This is a genomic window from Streptomyces sp. NPDC093544, from assembly GCF_040683495.1.
In the GTDB taxonomy this organism is placed as follows: Bacteria; Actinomycetota; Actinomycetes; order Streptomycetales; family Streptomycetaceae; genus Streptomyces.
The window spans coordinates 35,350-49,106 of record NZ_JBFBEA010000032.1 but is presented as its reverse complement, the minus strand read 5'-3'; the positions used below and the strand labels follow the sequence as shown (position 1 = coordinate 49,106).

12 protein-coding genes are annotated in these 13,757 nt (G+C 67.9%); 4 read left to right on the top strand and 8 right to left on the bottom strand.

Annotated elements, in window-relative coordinates; translation table 11 throughout:
* The first annotated feature begins 185 nt into the window (after positions 1 to 185).
* Positions 186 to 536, top strand: coding sequence for a S1 RNA-binding domain-containing protein (locus tag AB0N66_RS36025; protein ID WP_365443055.1), 351 nt, complete (start codon positions 186 to 188; stop codon positions 534 to 536).
* A gap of 59 nt (positions 537 to 595) precedes the next feature.
* Here AB0N66_RS36025 and AB0N66_RS36020 read toward each other — a convergent pair whose 3' ends face one another.
* Positions 596 to 1,207: a DUF6000 family protein gene (locus AB0N66_RS36020; RefSeq protein WP_365443053.1), complete on the bottom strand. Its 612-nt coding sequence runs from the start codon at positions 1,205 to 1,207 to the stop codon at positions 596 to 598.
* A 696-nt stretch (positions 1,208 to 1,903) separates the two neighbouring features.
* Here AB0N66_RS36020 and AB0N66_RS36015 point away from each other — a divergent pair.
* A complete protein-coding gene (locus tag AB0N66_RS36015) occupies positions 1,904 to 3,355 on the top strand; it encodes a lamin tail domain-containing protein (protein ID WP_365443051.1) in 1,452 nt (483 codons plus the stop codon).
* Positions 3,356 to 3,722: 367 nt separating this feature from the next.
* Positions 3,723 to 4,814, top strand: coding sequence for a MerR family transcriptional regulator (locus AB0N66_RS36010; protein ID WP_365443049.1), 1,092 nt, complete (start codon positions 3,723 to 3,725; stop codon positions 4,812 to 4,814).
* Between the two features lie 262 nt (positions 4,815 to 5,076).
* Here the strand turns inward: AB0N66_RS36010 and AB0N66_RS36005 are convergent, their stop codons facing one another.
* Positions 5,077 to 5,943, bottom strand: a complete 867-nt coding sequence (locus tag AB0N66_RS36005; protein WP_365443135.1) for an RNA polymerase sigma-70 factor — start codon at positions 5,941 to 5,943, stop codon at positions 5,077 to 5,079.
* A 10-nt stretch (positions 5,944 to 5,953) separates the two neighbouring features.
* The gene (locus AB0N66_RS36000; RefSeq protein WP_365443047.1) at positions 5,954 to 6,523 is read right to left on the bottom strand and encodes a carboxymuconolactone decarboxylase family protein; all 570 of its coding nucleotides are present in this window, start codon (positions 6,521 to 6,523) and stop codon (positions 5,954 to 5,956) included.
* A gap of 569 nt (positions 6,524 to 7,092) precedes the next feature.
* On the opposite strand from AB0N66_RS36000, the gene AB0N66_RS35995 reads away from it, so the two are divergent.
* On the top strand, positions 7,093 to 7,986 hold the full coding sequence (locus tag AB0N66_RS35995; protein WP_365443045.1) for a nitroreductase/quinone reductase family protein: 894 nt from the start codon (positions 7,093 to 7,095) through the stop codon (positions 7,984 to 7,986).
* 1 nt (position 7,987) lies between these two features.
* On the opposite strand, the gene AB0N66_RS35990 is transcribed toward AB0N66_RS35995, so the two are convergent.
* From AB0N66_RS35990 to AB0N66_RS35970, 5 genes are read right to left on the bottom strand one after another with little or no spacing between them, the layout of a single operon-like run.
* Positions 7,988 to 10,093 (bottom strand): AAA family ATPase, encoded by a 2,106-nt coding sequence (locus tag AB0N66_RS35990; protein ID WP_365443043.1) that lies wholly within the window; start codon positions 10,091 to 10,093, stop codon positions 7,988 to 7,990.
* Between the two features lie 41 nt (positions 10,094 to 10,134).
* Complete coding sequence (locus AB0N66_RS35985; RefSeq protein ID WP_365443041.1) at positions 10,135 to 10,782, bottom strand: TetR family transcriptional regulator; 648 nt, start codon at positions 10,780 to 10,782, stop codon at positions 10,135 to 10,137.
* Complete coding sequence (locus tag AB0N66_RS35980; protein ID WP_365443039.1) at positions 10,779 to 11,849, bottom strand: phosphotransferase; 1,071 nt, start codon at positions 11,847 to 11,849, stop codon at positions 10,779 to 10,781. Before AB0N66_RS35980 ends, AB0N66_RS35985 begins: the two co-directional genes overlap by 4 nt.
* An 8-nt stretch (positions 11,850 to 11,857) precedes the next feature.
* On the bottom strand, positions 11,858 to 12,574 hold the full coding sequence (locus tag AB0N66_RS35975) for an HAD family hydrolase (RefSeq protein WP_365443037.1): 717 nt from the start codon (positions 12,572 to 12,574) through the stop codon (positions 11,858 to 11,860).
* Positions 12,564 to 13,748, bottom strand: a complete 1,185-nt coding sequence (locus tag AB0N66_RS35970; protein ID WP_365443035.1) for an aminoglycoside phosphotransferase family protein — start codon at positions 13,746 to 13,748, stop codon at positions 12,564 to 12,566. The genes AB0N66_RS35975 and AB0N66_RS35970 overlap by 11 nt, the downstream gene beginning before the upstream one ends.
* Positions 13,749 to 13,757 lie beyond the last annotated feature (9 nt).

The window sequence follows — 13,757 nt, the reverse complement described above, 5'->3', positions numbered from 1 at the left end:
CTGTGTAGCCACCCAGACGAGGGGTTTGGTCCCGCTTGATCTGCCCAGCCCTCGGCGGAAGACGTCAAGGTGGAGTACGTCAGCGCGGCTGGACTTCGTGAGCGCGGGTCTCTGGGGCGCCGGCTCAGCCGCGACGGAACTACGCACAACGAGCTCAGCGTCCATCCCGACATACAAGATCACGGATGGCAACGGAGACCGGAACACAACAGAGGCAGCCACTCGATACCTCTACCTCGCTCGGCGGTGAAGCGTCAGCAGACGAGACAACCCTGACGGACAGCGGCCGGCGCCAAGCCGTTCTGCTCGGTGAACGGCTCCAGAGCACTCTTGGTGTGTTCGTGCAGCTTGCTCCCGAGGTTGTGGGGTTCCTTCACCTCTCAGAGCTGACTGACGAGCCGGTCGAGACGCCGGATCAGCTTGTCGATGAAGGCGAGCTGGTCACGGTGAAGGTCGCGGACATCGACCTTCGACCAGCAATCATTAGCTCGCCGAACCCCACTGGTTCCAACTACGTGTCCAGGCTCACCGCGTGAGCCGCGGCACGGTGATTCCCACGACCGCCATCACGCGGTACAGCCAAGGGACACTGCGGTCATTTCGTTTCCGCGCATTCGTCGACGAAGGCGCAGAGTCGACGGATCGGGCTCAGGCAGATGGCAGGGTCCACGGTGCATGGCATGTGGGGTGCGTCGTGGAGCCACTGTTCCCACATGCCGTCCGGGCCCAGGAAACGAGCGGCTTGATCGCCTCCGAGGTTCAGGGCGGTGAACACGAGTGCGCCCATGGCTACGGTCTGGTCGTAGGCGAGGTCGGGGCGGCGAAGGTAGCGATCAAGATAGGCGGCCAGCAGATCGGCGTCGCGCGGAGTGCCGAAGCCGGCCAAGGCGACGCAGTACGCCGACCCCGCACAGCAGACCTCGCTGGCCAGCAGCAGCTCACCGAGTCGCTCACGGAAATCGGTCCGGCGGCCGACGGCGATGAGCCATGCGGCGGTCCTCCGCTCACGCCACCCGCCCTCAAGAAGGATGGCGATCTCGTCCGGGGTGATGAGTCGCGCGTCTTCGCCAAGAGCTTGCACGAATCGGTCGTACTCAGGACTGGGCATGCGCAGCACACTGTCGCCGAGCTTCAGATAGCGGCGCCCGGGCGTGACATAGCGGCGGACCAGGGCCAGCAGTTCGGCATCGTCGTAGGCGTGGCGCATCACAGGGTGATCCTGACTGGCTGATGTGCAATTGGGCCAGCCCTTTTGAAGTCACGCCGCGCGCCAGCGGGAACGGGAGCGGATGACAACTATCGCGCCTCGCCACACCTAGCGGCACTGCCCCCACTCACGGCTCCCCGCACGACACGGTCACGGCGCGCTCGCGCTCGCTCCCGCGCTTCTCGTGGCCCGCCCTGCGACGGCGACCAGTGGCGGGCCGGACCATACCCGGGTGGGGCTTGAACTGGTCGGTGATCGACGGCGCATGTTCCGGTGTGGTTCAGCCTGACTGGCAATACATGTGGTTCAGCCTCACTGGAAATACACAGGAACAGCGGGCGCTTTCACGCATCGCTGAAACGACTACCGGGCTCGCATTCATGGCGTCGTTCGCCGCCGCGGTCTTTCGTCTCTGGCCGCGTCTCCTTCAGCCAAGGGGCAAGAACCCCCACCGTCCCGCCATATCACCAGTTCCAGCTCTGTATCCCGAATTGCCATTCCCGCGACGCCTCCAAGCCACCTAAAAAGAGGACGAGTTCAGGCCATCGCATCCCGGAAGTATTTGGGAGAGAGATGACACTTCTGCCGTTGCAGTGATCGTCAACGTGCCAGACCCTTCTTGGGGAGGACATTCTCGTCAACCTCCCGCCGGTATCCCCCGATTGCCGGTAACCCCCGATCAAAGGACTGGCTACATTGCGTACGCATTGGCGTGGAAGAGCCGCACTCACCACTGCCGCCCTGTCCCTTCTCGCCCTCGGTCTGTCCTGTGCGCCAACCGTGGCGCAGGAGCAGTCGGCCGTACGGATCAACGAGGTGGAGTCGAGTGGTGGCACGCCAGGTGACTGGGTGGAGCTGGTCAATACCGGCTCCGCCCCGGCCGATGTGTCCCAGTGGGTCGTGAAGGACAACGACAACTCCCACTCGTACAAGATCGCATCGGGTACCTCGCTGGCCGCGGGCGCGCACCTGGTGCTGGACGTCGAGAGCTCGTTCGGACTGGGCAGCGCCGACTCGGCCCGGCTGTTCGAGGCCGACGGCTCCACGCTGGTCGATTCCTACAGCTGGACCGCCCACGCCACGACGACGTACGGCCGCTGCGCGGATGGCACGGGCGAGTTCACCACGACGACCGCGCCGACCCGAGGTGCGGCGAACGCCTGCGGCAGCGGCGACGGCGGAGGCGGTCAGCCCTCGGTCACCGCGTGGCCGGGGGACACCGCGGTCACCATCGCCGACGGCTCGAACGTCTTCGGCGAGAACCTCAGCGGCCTTTCCTTCGAAAGCCCCAGCGTCCTGTGGGCGGTGGACAACGGCCCGAGCAAGCTCTACCGCCTGGTGCCCAACGGCGCGACGTGGAGCCCCGACCCGGCCGGCGGCTGGGCTGCGGGCAAGGCGCTGCACTACGGCAACGGCAGCGGCGACCCCGACACGGAAGGCGTGACCGCCACCCCTGACGGGATATTCGCCTCCACCGAGCGCGACAACAGCAACAGCGGCGTCAGCAAGCCGGAAGTCGTCCGCTTCGACACCTCTTCCACGGCCGGCTCCCTCAACGCGACCGCGGAGTGGAACCTCACCTCCGACCTGCCCGCCGTAGCGGCCAACAGCGGGCCCGAGGCCATCTCGTGGATCCCGGACACCTACCTCACCGCGCACGGCTTCAGCGACGAGCACACCGGCGCCGCCTACAACCCGGCCGTCTATCCGGGCCACGGCAGCGGGCTGTTCTTCGTCGGACTTGAGGCCAACGGCACGGTGTACGCCTATGCGTTGGACCAGAGCGGCGGCGGATACACCCGGATCGCCACCTTCTCCAGCGGCTTTCCCGGAGTGATGGACCTCGAATTCGAGCCCGAAACCGGACACTTGTGGGCCGCCTGTGACGACACCTGCGAAGGCCGCACCGCGACCCTCGACATCGACGCGCAGGGCCGGTTCACCGCTACCGCCGTCCATGACCGTCCGACCGGCATGCCCAACTACAACAACGAGGGTTTCGCCATCGCACCGCAGGCAGCCTGCACCGGCGGCCACAAGCCGGTCGTGTGGTCCGACGACGCCAACGACGACGGGCACGCACTGCGGGCCGGCACCCTGCCCTGCACCGCGGCCGGCGTCGGCACCTCAGCCACACGAACCAACTGAACGCGGCACCTGAACGCTGCACCTCAACTCTGCAACGCGGCGGGTGGCCCCGAAAGGACCGCCCGCCAAGTCCCGCTCCAGGCACGGTAAGTGTCCTGCCACGTGCGCCATGACAACTCGGGTCGCCCGGGAATCTCACCCCGGGCGACCCGCCTCACGGCCCGGGTGAGAGTCCCGGGCGACCCGCCCCACGACCCGGTTCGAAGCGAGTCGCTCCCCAGCGACGGCCTCCTCGTCGTCACACAGGCCTTCGCCGAAATCCACTGGTCGACAATCCACTGGTCGACCTTCATTGACCTTCACCTTGGGGGAGGCCACAGCATCGGTGAAGCCGGGTGACGTACCCGGCATGAGGAGGGGAACGGGCATGGGGTTGCTGACCATCGGGGCGTTCGCGAAGGCGTCCCGGCTGTCGCCGAAGGCGTTGCGTCTCTACGACGGACTCGGTCTGCTGACCCCCGCTCGCGTCGACCCGGTGACCGGCTACCGCCTCTACGCACCGGAACAAGTGGAACAGGCCCGACTGGTCGCCTGGCTTCGACGCCTGGGGATGCCTCTGGCCCGCATCCAGCACGTCCGCTCGCTGGAAGCATCTGCGGCGGCACAGGAGATCCGCGCGTTCTGGGCACAGGTCGAAGCCGACACCGCCGCACGGCGGGACCTGGCCGCCTTCCTCATCGACCACCTGTCCTGGAAGGACCCTGCCATGTCCCCTACCACCAACCCCCTGGGCATCCGCTACGCCGCTCTTTCCGACACGGGCCTTGTCCGCGAGAGCAACCAGGACACCGCCTATGCAGGGTCCCGCCTGTTCGCAGTCGCCGACGGCTTCGGCAGCGGAGGAGCCCCCGCAAGCGCGGCCGCCGTCGACGCACTCAAGCACCTCGAAACCGACAGTATCCCGGCGGGCAACCTCCTCAACGTCCTCGAAGACGCCATCGACCAGGCCAAGCAGGCCGTGCACGGCGCCGTACATGGCGCCGTCGGGACCGGCTCTACAGCTGAAGAGGCCGGTACGACACTCACCGCGATGCTCTGGACCGGATCGCAACTGGCCCTCGTCCACATCGGCGACTCCCGCGTCCACCTCCTGCGCGACGGAGAGCTGTTCCAGATCACTCAAGATCACACCATGGTGCAGTCGATGGTCGACGAAGGACGCATCAGCCCGGAGGAGGCCGTCTCCCACCCCCAGCGGTCACTGTTGATACGAGCCCTGGGCCAAGGAGCCGATGCCACCCCCGACATGCGCCTTCACGACGCCCGGCGGGGAGACCGATACCTGCTCTGCTCCGACGGTCTGTCGACCGTCGTGCCGACCGATGAGATCCGACGGGTGCTCTCCGAGATCAGTGAGCCCGAGCAGGCCGTCCGCGAACTCATCGCCCTCGCCAACGCCTCCGGCGGCCCCGACAACGTCAGCTGCGTGGTTGCCGACGTCATGGAGCTCCAGCAGTAGAAGTGAGCGGCATGCACTTCGAGTTGCACCGGATCCGCTCTCAAGAACTCATCCGTGAATCCGACGAGTATCGACTCGCCCGACAAGCCAGGAGAGCCAAGTCGGTTCCCCGAGCCATGGCAGCCGGCACATCGCGACCGAGTCCACGGGGCCTGTTGGCTTGGCTCCGCGGGTGAACGATCACGCTGCCTACGATTGACCGTGGGTGTTGAGGATGGTCGGAACCGCCCTCAACACCCACGACGTCAGTGCAACGGCGGGCCTACCTGCTGAGCTCGGCCAGTTCGTTCAGCCGGGTCAGCTTGCGCGGGTTTCGCACCACGTAGATCCGGGTGACCCGCCCGTTCTCCACCACGACGCTCACCGCGGACGGCTCGCCGTCGATCTCGAGCCGACCCGCAGGGGCGCCGTTGAGCCACACCGCCGTCGTCTCGAACGCGGCCACCACCTGGTTCGCGCGCGCGAGCAGCTCCGCGACCAGTTCGGCCCCGTGGACCGGAGCCAGCGCGGCGACCACCAGCCCACCGCCGTCGGCGATCAGGACCACGTCCGGCGCCAGAACCTCCATCAGCTCCCGCAACTGCCCGGTTCGCAAGGCGGCCAGAAACCGTGCCACCACGGCCTGCTGCTCCGACCGGCTCACCTGCACCCGCGGTCGCCGGGCCGCCACATGCTCGCGTGCCCGTCGCGCGATCTGCCGCACCGTGGCCGCGGACTTCCCGATGACCTCGGCGATCTCGCCGTACGGCATCTCGAAGACCTCGCGGAGCACGAACACCGCCCGCTCCGTCGGCCCCAGCGTTTCCAGGACGGTCAGCATCGCGATCGAGACACTCTCCGCAAGTTCGACGTCCTCGGCGACATCAGGGCTGGTCAGCAGCGGCTCCGGCAGCCACTCGCCGACGTACTCCTCACGGCTGCGCGACAACGTGCGCAGCCGGTTGAGTGCCTGCCGGGTGACGACCCGGATGAGGTACGACCGCGGGTCACGCACATGCGAGTGGTCGACGTCGGCCCACCGCAACCAGGACTCCTGGAGTACGTCCTCCGCGTCGGCCGCCGAGCCGAGCATCTCGTAGGCGACCGTGAACAGCAGACCGCGGTGGGCGATGAACGGGTCCTCGGTCATCCTCACGCCGTCACGCTACGCCGGACTTCTCAGGCCGCTCGGCCAGCGGAATCTCGCAGGCATCGGAGAAGCCCTGCGACTCGATCCCGTGCGCCGAGTTGTTCCTGGTCGCCATGTTGGCGAAGGCGATGAACGCGGTCAGCTCGACCAGCGCCGCCGGGCCGAGCCGGCCGAGCAGACTCGCCGACAGCTCGTCGGTGACGGTCGACGGCGTGTTCGTCATCGCCTCGGCGTACTCCAGCACGTCCCGCTCCAGCGGCGTGAACACCTCCGACTCCCGCCAGCGCGGCACCTGGCTCGCCTTCACCAGGTCCAGGTTCTGGTTCAGGGCCCCGAAGTAGCCGATGTCGAGGCACCAACTGCAGCCGACCTGCGCGGAGACGGCCATGTGCGCGAACGACTTGAGGCTCGCGTCAGCCGCACCCCACGCGCCCGCCCTGGCCCCGAACTCAATGTTCGCCGTGGCGACATCGGGGCTGTGGAACAACACCTCGACGGGCTCGGGCACGGTACCGAACCGCTCGATCAGGTTCTCCCGCATCTCGGTGGGAAGCTCCGCCTTGGGAGTGCGCAGTGTCATCGTGTTCTCCTCATCCGCCGGCCTGCCGGCCTGGCCTGTTGGGCTGTTCGACATGAAGACACCGGCGAGTGCGCGAATGTGACACCCCCGCCACCACACACGGGACGTCCACGGCACTCGAAATCGCCACACTCGCCATCTGAAATCAGCCGGGAGGGAGGCTGGGGGCAATTTGGTATTGCCTCCCTGCTCGCACAAGCATTACGGTTACGCCTATGACTGCCGGGTCGGCCTTGTGCCGTGAACGAGTTGGGCACCCGGCCTCCGAGTGAGGCCGGGGCGGGGTAGAGCCCCGCCCGCCATTACCTCGTACGACATGCTCGTACGACACCTCCGTACGCGATCTCCTATACGTGTATACGTAATCCCTGTACGAGATCCTCGTGCGACTTCTTCCACGCCTGCGTGCCTGCTCACCTGCATGCCCTCGACGGCACCCTCCCGTGGACACCCACGCCCGATAATTCCGCGGGCCCACGCGCCCGCGCAAACGCGTGCCTTTGTGCATCCATTGCACCCATTCCCGCCTCACGGGATTCCCCCTGCCCAAAAACAGAAGAAAGCAGCGAATGCCCAACCCCTTCAACCAATCAGTCATCGAAGAATTCCGGGCCAACCACGGACAGGTCGGCGGCTTTTTCGAGGGAGCCCGCCTGCTCCTCCTCACCACCACCGGCGCCCGCACCGGAACCCCGCACACAACCCCCGTCGGCTACTACCCCGACGGCGGCGAGCGGGTCCTCGTCATCGCCTCGGCCGGTGGCGCGCCCGAGCACCCGGACTGGTTCCGCAATCTCCTCGCGAACCCCCGGGTGACCGTCGAGGACGGCGTCTTCACGTACGAGGCGAATGCCGTCGTACTCGAACGTGCCGAACGAGACCGTGCGTTCGCCCGCGCGGTGGAGGCCGACCCGGGGTGGGCCGAGTACCAGGCGAAGACGGACCGGGTGATCCCCGTCGTAGCCCTCCACGGCATCGCGCCGGACGGCCCGCCGAACGTGAACGCGAGCTCCATGACCGAGGGCCTGAAGGTCATCCACGACGCGTTCCGACGCGAACTCGCTCTCATCCGTGAGGAGTTCAAGAAGGAGTTCGAGGAGGGGTTCGAGGAGGGGTTCAAGAAACCGGGTGCCGCTCTGGGCGCCCAGCTCCGCGTCAACTGCCTCACTCTCTGCCAGGGCCTGCACAACCACCACACCGGCGAGGACCTCGGCATCTTCCCGTTCCTCGGCGGCCGCCACCCCGAACTCGCCCCGGTCCTCGACCGCCTGCGCCAGGAGCACGAGGCGATCGCCGAACTGCTCGAACAGCTGAGCGGGGTGCTGGCTGCCGACGATCAGGCCGAACCCGACCGCGTACTCGCCCAGGTGGAACGCCTCACGGCTGAACTCGAAGCCCATCTGACCTACGAGGAAGAGCAGTTGATCCCTCTCCTGACCCCTGTGGGAGAACCGGACTGGTAGGTCACCACGGCAGGGGCCGCGCGTGGACCACGTCCAGCCGTGACACCGCCCGCGTCAGCACCACGTACACGCGGTGCGGCCCCCGCACCTCCGCCTCCGCGACGGCCGCGGGTTCGACGGCGACGACGTGGTCGTACTCGAGTCCCTTGGCGAGGGTGGCGGGCAACACCGTTACCCGCGAGCCCAGTTCATCGGGTCCGGCGGTCTCGACGCCCGCGGCGCGGAGCGCCTCCCGCACACGTAGGACATCGATATCGGCGGCGATCACGCCGATCGAGCCCTCGTGCGTGAGCGCTCCGCGCACCGCGTCGACGGTCCCGGCGAGGACGTCGGACACGTGCCGCACATTCAACTCCCCGTCCGTCCTGAACGATTGAGCCGCCGGCACTCCCACATCCAGGCGTGCCAGCAGCCGGTTGGCGAGTCCGACGACGGCTGCCGGCACTCGGAAGCCGATCGTGAGAGGTACGACCGCGGCATCGGGCTTGCCCAGATGCGCGAGCAGTTCGTCCCAACTCCGTGCCGCCCACGGAGTGGTGCCCTGCGCGAGGTCGCCGAGCACGGTCAGTGACCCGAACGACGCCCGGCGCGCGATCGCCCGGCACTCCATCGGCGACAGGTCCTGGGCCTCGTCGATCACCAAGTGGCTGTATCCCTCGGGGTGTTCGACGATCCCGGCGACCTCGTCGAGAAGGACGCGGTCGGCGGCCGACCAGCGGGCCGACCTGTACGAACGCGGCGGCTTCGCCCACAGGATCGCCTTCTGCTCGTCCGCGTCCAGGAGCCCTTCCGCGGCAACCTCCAACACACCTGCATCAGTGAGGAGTCCGGCGAGCACCTCCTCGGGAAGCACCTTGGGCCACACCGCGTCGACGTACGCGCTGACGGGCCTGGCCCGCGAGATCTTCCGCACCCAGGCGTTCGTACGCGGGCCTGCACGCCGTTCCGCCTGCTCCAGCAGGCACCCCACGACCCGCGTCCGCACGCGCTCACGGCCGACGGCGTACGGAGGTTCTTCGGCGCGTACGTCGTCCACGATGCGGCGGAGCTCGTGGGCCGGGACGCGCCAGCGGTACGAACCGTCCGGCACGGCAAGGGAGTCGGCAGGACCGCCGATCCCTCCGTACAGGGCCCGGCGGAGCACCTCCGCCATCCGCGCGTCGTGCTTGACGACGGCGGCGCGCTCGTCGTCCTCCCCCATGACGGGATGGCGGGCGATCTCGTCCCCGAGGGTCGACTGCCGTACGCCTGTCTCGCCGAGCGCGGGCAGGACCGCGGAGATGTACGACAGGAAGGTGCGGTTGGGGCCGAGGATCAGCAGGCCACCGCGGCGGATGCGCTGCGGGTAGGTGTAGAGGAGGTACGCGGCCCGGTGCAGTCCGACGGCCGTCTTGCCGGTGCCCGGGGCGCCCTGCACACAGACCGAGGACGCGAGGTCACCTCGTACGAGATCGTCCTGCTCGGGCTGGATGGTCGCGGCGATGTCGCGCATGGGGCCGACGCGGGGGCGCTCGATCTCGCCCGCGAGGATGCTGCTCGGTTGCTGGGGGTGGGGCTGCCGGGGCTGCCGGGACTGCCCGATGTGCTCGTCCTCCAGGCCTGTGAGGTCCGCGGACTCGCCCAGGCTCCCCGGCGCCCAGCCGAACCGCCGCCGGACAGCGACGCCCTGCGGCGTTCGGGCGCTCGCCTGGTAGAAGGCGCGTGAGACGGGAGCGCGCCAGTCGACGACGAGGGGCGGGGCGGAGGGGTGCTCGGTGATCCGCAGCCGCCCGATGTGATAGCTCTGCCCGGCGTGCTCGCCGGCCGCCGCACCCGCACCCGCACCCGACCCCTCACCCGCACCCGCACTCTCGAAGTCCAACCTGCCGAAGAACAGCGGGCCTTCGGGCAGCTCCCGCATCTCCTTGGCCTTGCTGCGCAGGCGGTGGCCGAGGACTTCGGCGTCGGCACCGGAGGCGGAGACGTCCTCGCCGGTGACGACTTGTTCCTCGGCACCGGCGATCATGGCGGCGAGGGCTGCGCGGCAAGTGTCGTGGTAGGCGCGTTCGCCGGTGAGGGATTGGGCAAGCGTCCGGGGCTGTTCGAGGACAGGGTCGAGTGACGTCATTCCAACCAGGGTAGCGGAATAACATAACCGAGTTACATTCTTTACCCGGTTTCACCAGATGGTCGTACGTCGGACAGCCCCGCGAACCCCACCGCCAGCCCCGCGAACGCGCGCCGGGCCGCCGTCACGGCATCCCGCCGCACCTCCGCCACCTGCTCCCCCGCCGCGATCCGCCGCCAGTTCTCCAGGGCGAGGATGCGCCGTACGGCAGTGATCTGACCGGCGGCGAGCCGGGCGTCAAGGTCGCCGCCCAGGGCCTCGGCGAGCGCCGCCTCGGAACGCTCGACGTACGCGTACGCCCGTGCCGCCAGCGACGGCGTCCCGTAGAGCAGCCGATGAAAGGCGAGGACGTTCGGGTGGTCGTTGAGCCCGGTGACGGGGTCGTGACGACGGAGGCCGTCCAGGAAGTGCTCCAGCAGAGCGTCCGTGGGCGACTGACCCTGCGCCCGCCCGGCGACGACCCGCGCGGCCTCCGTCTCGTGATCGGCGAAGCGGTACAGGACCAGATCCTCCTTGGCCGGGAAGTACCGGAAGAGGGTCGGCTTGGAGATCTCGGCGGCGGCCGCCACCTCGGCGACGGACACGGCGTCGAACCCCTTCTCCAGGAAGAGCCCGATCGCCGTTTCGGAAACCTCCTGATACATGCGCTGCTTCTTGCGCTCGCGCAGGCCCGGCTCGCCACTGTTCATAAGGATGAATCGTAGCTTCGGGACCACCGCACCAGCTCGGTCGCGATCATTCTCTCCGTAGGCATCTCGGACAGGCCCAGCGGGCCGACGGCTGCTTCCAGGACCCTCCGCAGCCGCCGTGCCGACCGTGCAACCACGTCGCGGTCCGGTGGGCTCCCGCTCCCCAGGAGGAGCGCGGCCCTGATGACATCCGTGAAGACGGACTGAGCCCGCTTTAAGTCGCACAGGAGGGGCAGATCTCTCTTCCGTCCCGCGGAGGCGCCCGCACTCACCTCTTCGATCGCTGTCGTCCAGAGCCGCGCCACCCGATCGGCCTGTTGGCGGGGGTAGCGCGTCACATGCAGGTGGGTGGCCAGATCGTAGAGAGGGTCGCCGAACATAGCGAGCTCCCAGTCGATGACCCAGAGCCGGTCCTCCGGATCAACGATCAGGTTTTCGCGGTGGAGGTCTGCGTGCAGCAGCAGGAACGGACGCTCGGTGAGCCCCGACAGGTGCCTCCGGAGGTGTTGGAACGAGTCTCCATCGATGCCCAGCCCGCGGAACAGGCCGCCGAACGCAGCTTGGTTCTCCTGGTACACCCGCTCCTCAGCGAAGGCCACCAGCCGCTCGACGAACCCGGAGGTGTCGCCGTTCCCCACCCGGTCCCTCGGCGAGCAGCGCCGTCCGACGCCCAGCGATTCGTCGCTGACGGCCGCCATATCTCGCACGACATCAATGAGTTGAGACACATACCGATGCGGTATCGCTCGCCCCGTCCGGTACAGGGAACCCAGAGTCCGGCCCTCAATGAACTTCTGGAGATGCAAACATCCGGCGTCGATCACCTCGGGGACACGCCGCACTCGGCCGGCGAGCACCTTCACCAGCTCCTCCTCGCCGGAGAAACATCTCCGGTCGAACCAGAGCAGGTTCGACCGAGGTTCGCGCGCCTTCCACATGGCACCGCGGAACCCGCTGTCCCCCGGGAACGGAAAGACGTACGTCTCATGGTGATAGCCCACAAGAGGCCCAACCACCGTATCCGGAGACGCCAGAAGCTCCTCGGCCCCACGCCTCACAAGCAACACGGAACCACCTACACCTCGTCGAGCACCGGATCATACGACGCAAGCACCAGCGTGGCCCCGGCTTCGCGCAGCCCCGACTCCTTGCGTGCGTTGCGGCCATAGCCGATGAAGCGGACTCCGGCCCGTTGCGCGGCCTCCACATCTGTCGGGGTGTCTCCGATCATCACCGCGTCCTCCGGTCGGGCCTTCAGGCTCCGGAGGGCCCGGGTGACGACGTCAGAATTCGGCTTCATCAACGCGGGGTCGGTACCACGGCCATGGATGCTCGCGAAGTACTCGGCCAGACCTTGGGATTTCAGGTAGGAATCGGCCGCCTTGGCCGAGTTGTTGGTGACCACGGCCAGTCGGCGACCCTGCTCCCTGAGCCGTTGGATGAGCTCGCCGGCTCGCGGTGTGCTCCATGCGTCCTGTACGGCGTCCAGCTCGCCTTCGGTCACCCGCTCTTCAAGAACCTTGACCAGATCCCCCAGGTCCAGGTCAAGTTCCATCCGAGCCTGGTTCACGGCCCGCAGCACTACATGTGGATCCTTGTCCGCGCGCTCCTGCTCGGTCAGCACGTCGTCGAGGCCGGCCTTGTCGACGAGTTTCCGGAGTTCGTCGGCAACATCCAACGACGAACCCTTTGGGAAGAGCCGGCAGATCGGCCCGTCGAAGTCGAAGAGGACGCAGTGCGCGCCCGCGAGCAGCTCCCGCACTTCCTTGATGTCGTCGAGTTCAACAGCCATGCCACTCCATCCGCTCCACACCCTCCGTCCGCGCATGCTCCGCCGCATCCTCCGTCCGCTCCGCCCGCCGTGCTCTGTCGGCACTGTGCCACTGCCGTAGAGCCTCCCCCGCCGCACGCTCGTCCAAAGGTTCGTCGACAAGGGCGAGCGGCTCTCTGGCCCGGCGCATGGACCGGCACACCCACGTGGCAGCGCGGGCGAACTCCGGTTCACCTGGGCAGTCGGGCAGTGCGAGGGCTGCGCGTATGACGTCGGGAAACACCGACTGAACGTACTCGAAGCCGAGGTAGACGGGCAGGTCCCGGTCCATGTCCGTGGTCATCTCCGTGTGGCCCGCGCGCCGCATCGCGTCGGCCCACATCCGGACCATCAACTCCTGCTCCGTCTTGTCGTAGTCCATGCGCACCAGATGGGTCGCCAGATCGTGCAGTGGGTCCCCATACAGTGCGAGTTCCCAGTCGATGACCGCAAGGCGCTCGCCTTCCGCCCCCGGTGTCACCAGCACGTTGGCCCGGTGGACGTCCGTGTGCAGCAGAGCGAACGGGCGCGGAGTCAGCTCCGTGGCGGACCGCATGAACCGGTCCACAGCATCGCGCGGAATGCCGACGGCGTCGAAGAGCCCGCCGAAACGCGGTCGGTTGACCTGATGGACCCGCTGTTCCGTGAACCTGGCCAGCCAGCGCAGAAAGCCCCAGCTGTCCTCGTCCACCGGCCAGTCGGACGGGCGGGCCGGGAGGCCGCTTACAGGCACAGCAGCCAGCCGTGCGAAGAACTCCGCCAGCGCGGCCAGCCGTCGGCTGCCGATCGGCCCCTCCGGGATCACCTCGGCCAGAGCCCGTCCCGCCACATAGGCGTGCAGTGACCATTCGCCGAAGTCCGCGAGACAGCGCGGCACTTCACCGAGCCGTTCGCTCACGACCCGCAACACCTCCGACTCGCGCCGCCAGATCCGGGGCACCACCTCGACCGTCTTGAAGGGGGTGCGGAACTTGGCGCGAACCCTGCCCGAGTCCATCCCCAGCCCCAGCAAAAAGGCCAGCGGTAGCCCCAGGGACACGATGTGATTGCTGTTGTGGTGGCCGGTGACCACCTCCCCGTCGGGGCTGCGGCGCCGTGCCTCCGCGAGGCGGCGTACCAGTGCCTGGTGCGCCCTGCGGGGCAGAGGGGACGACATGAGCGCACA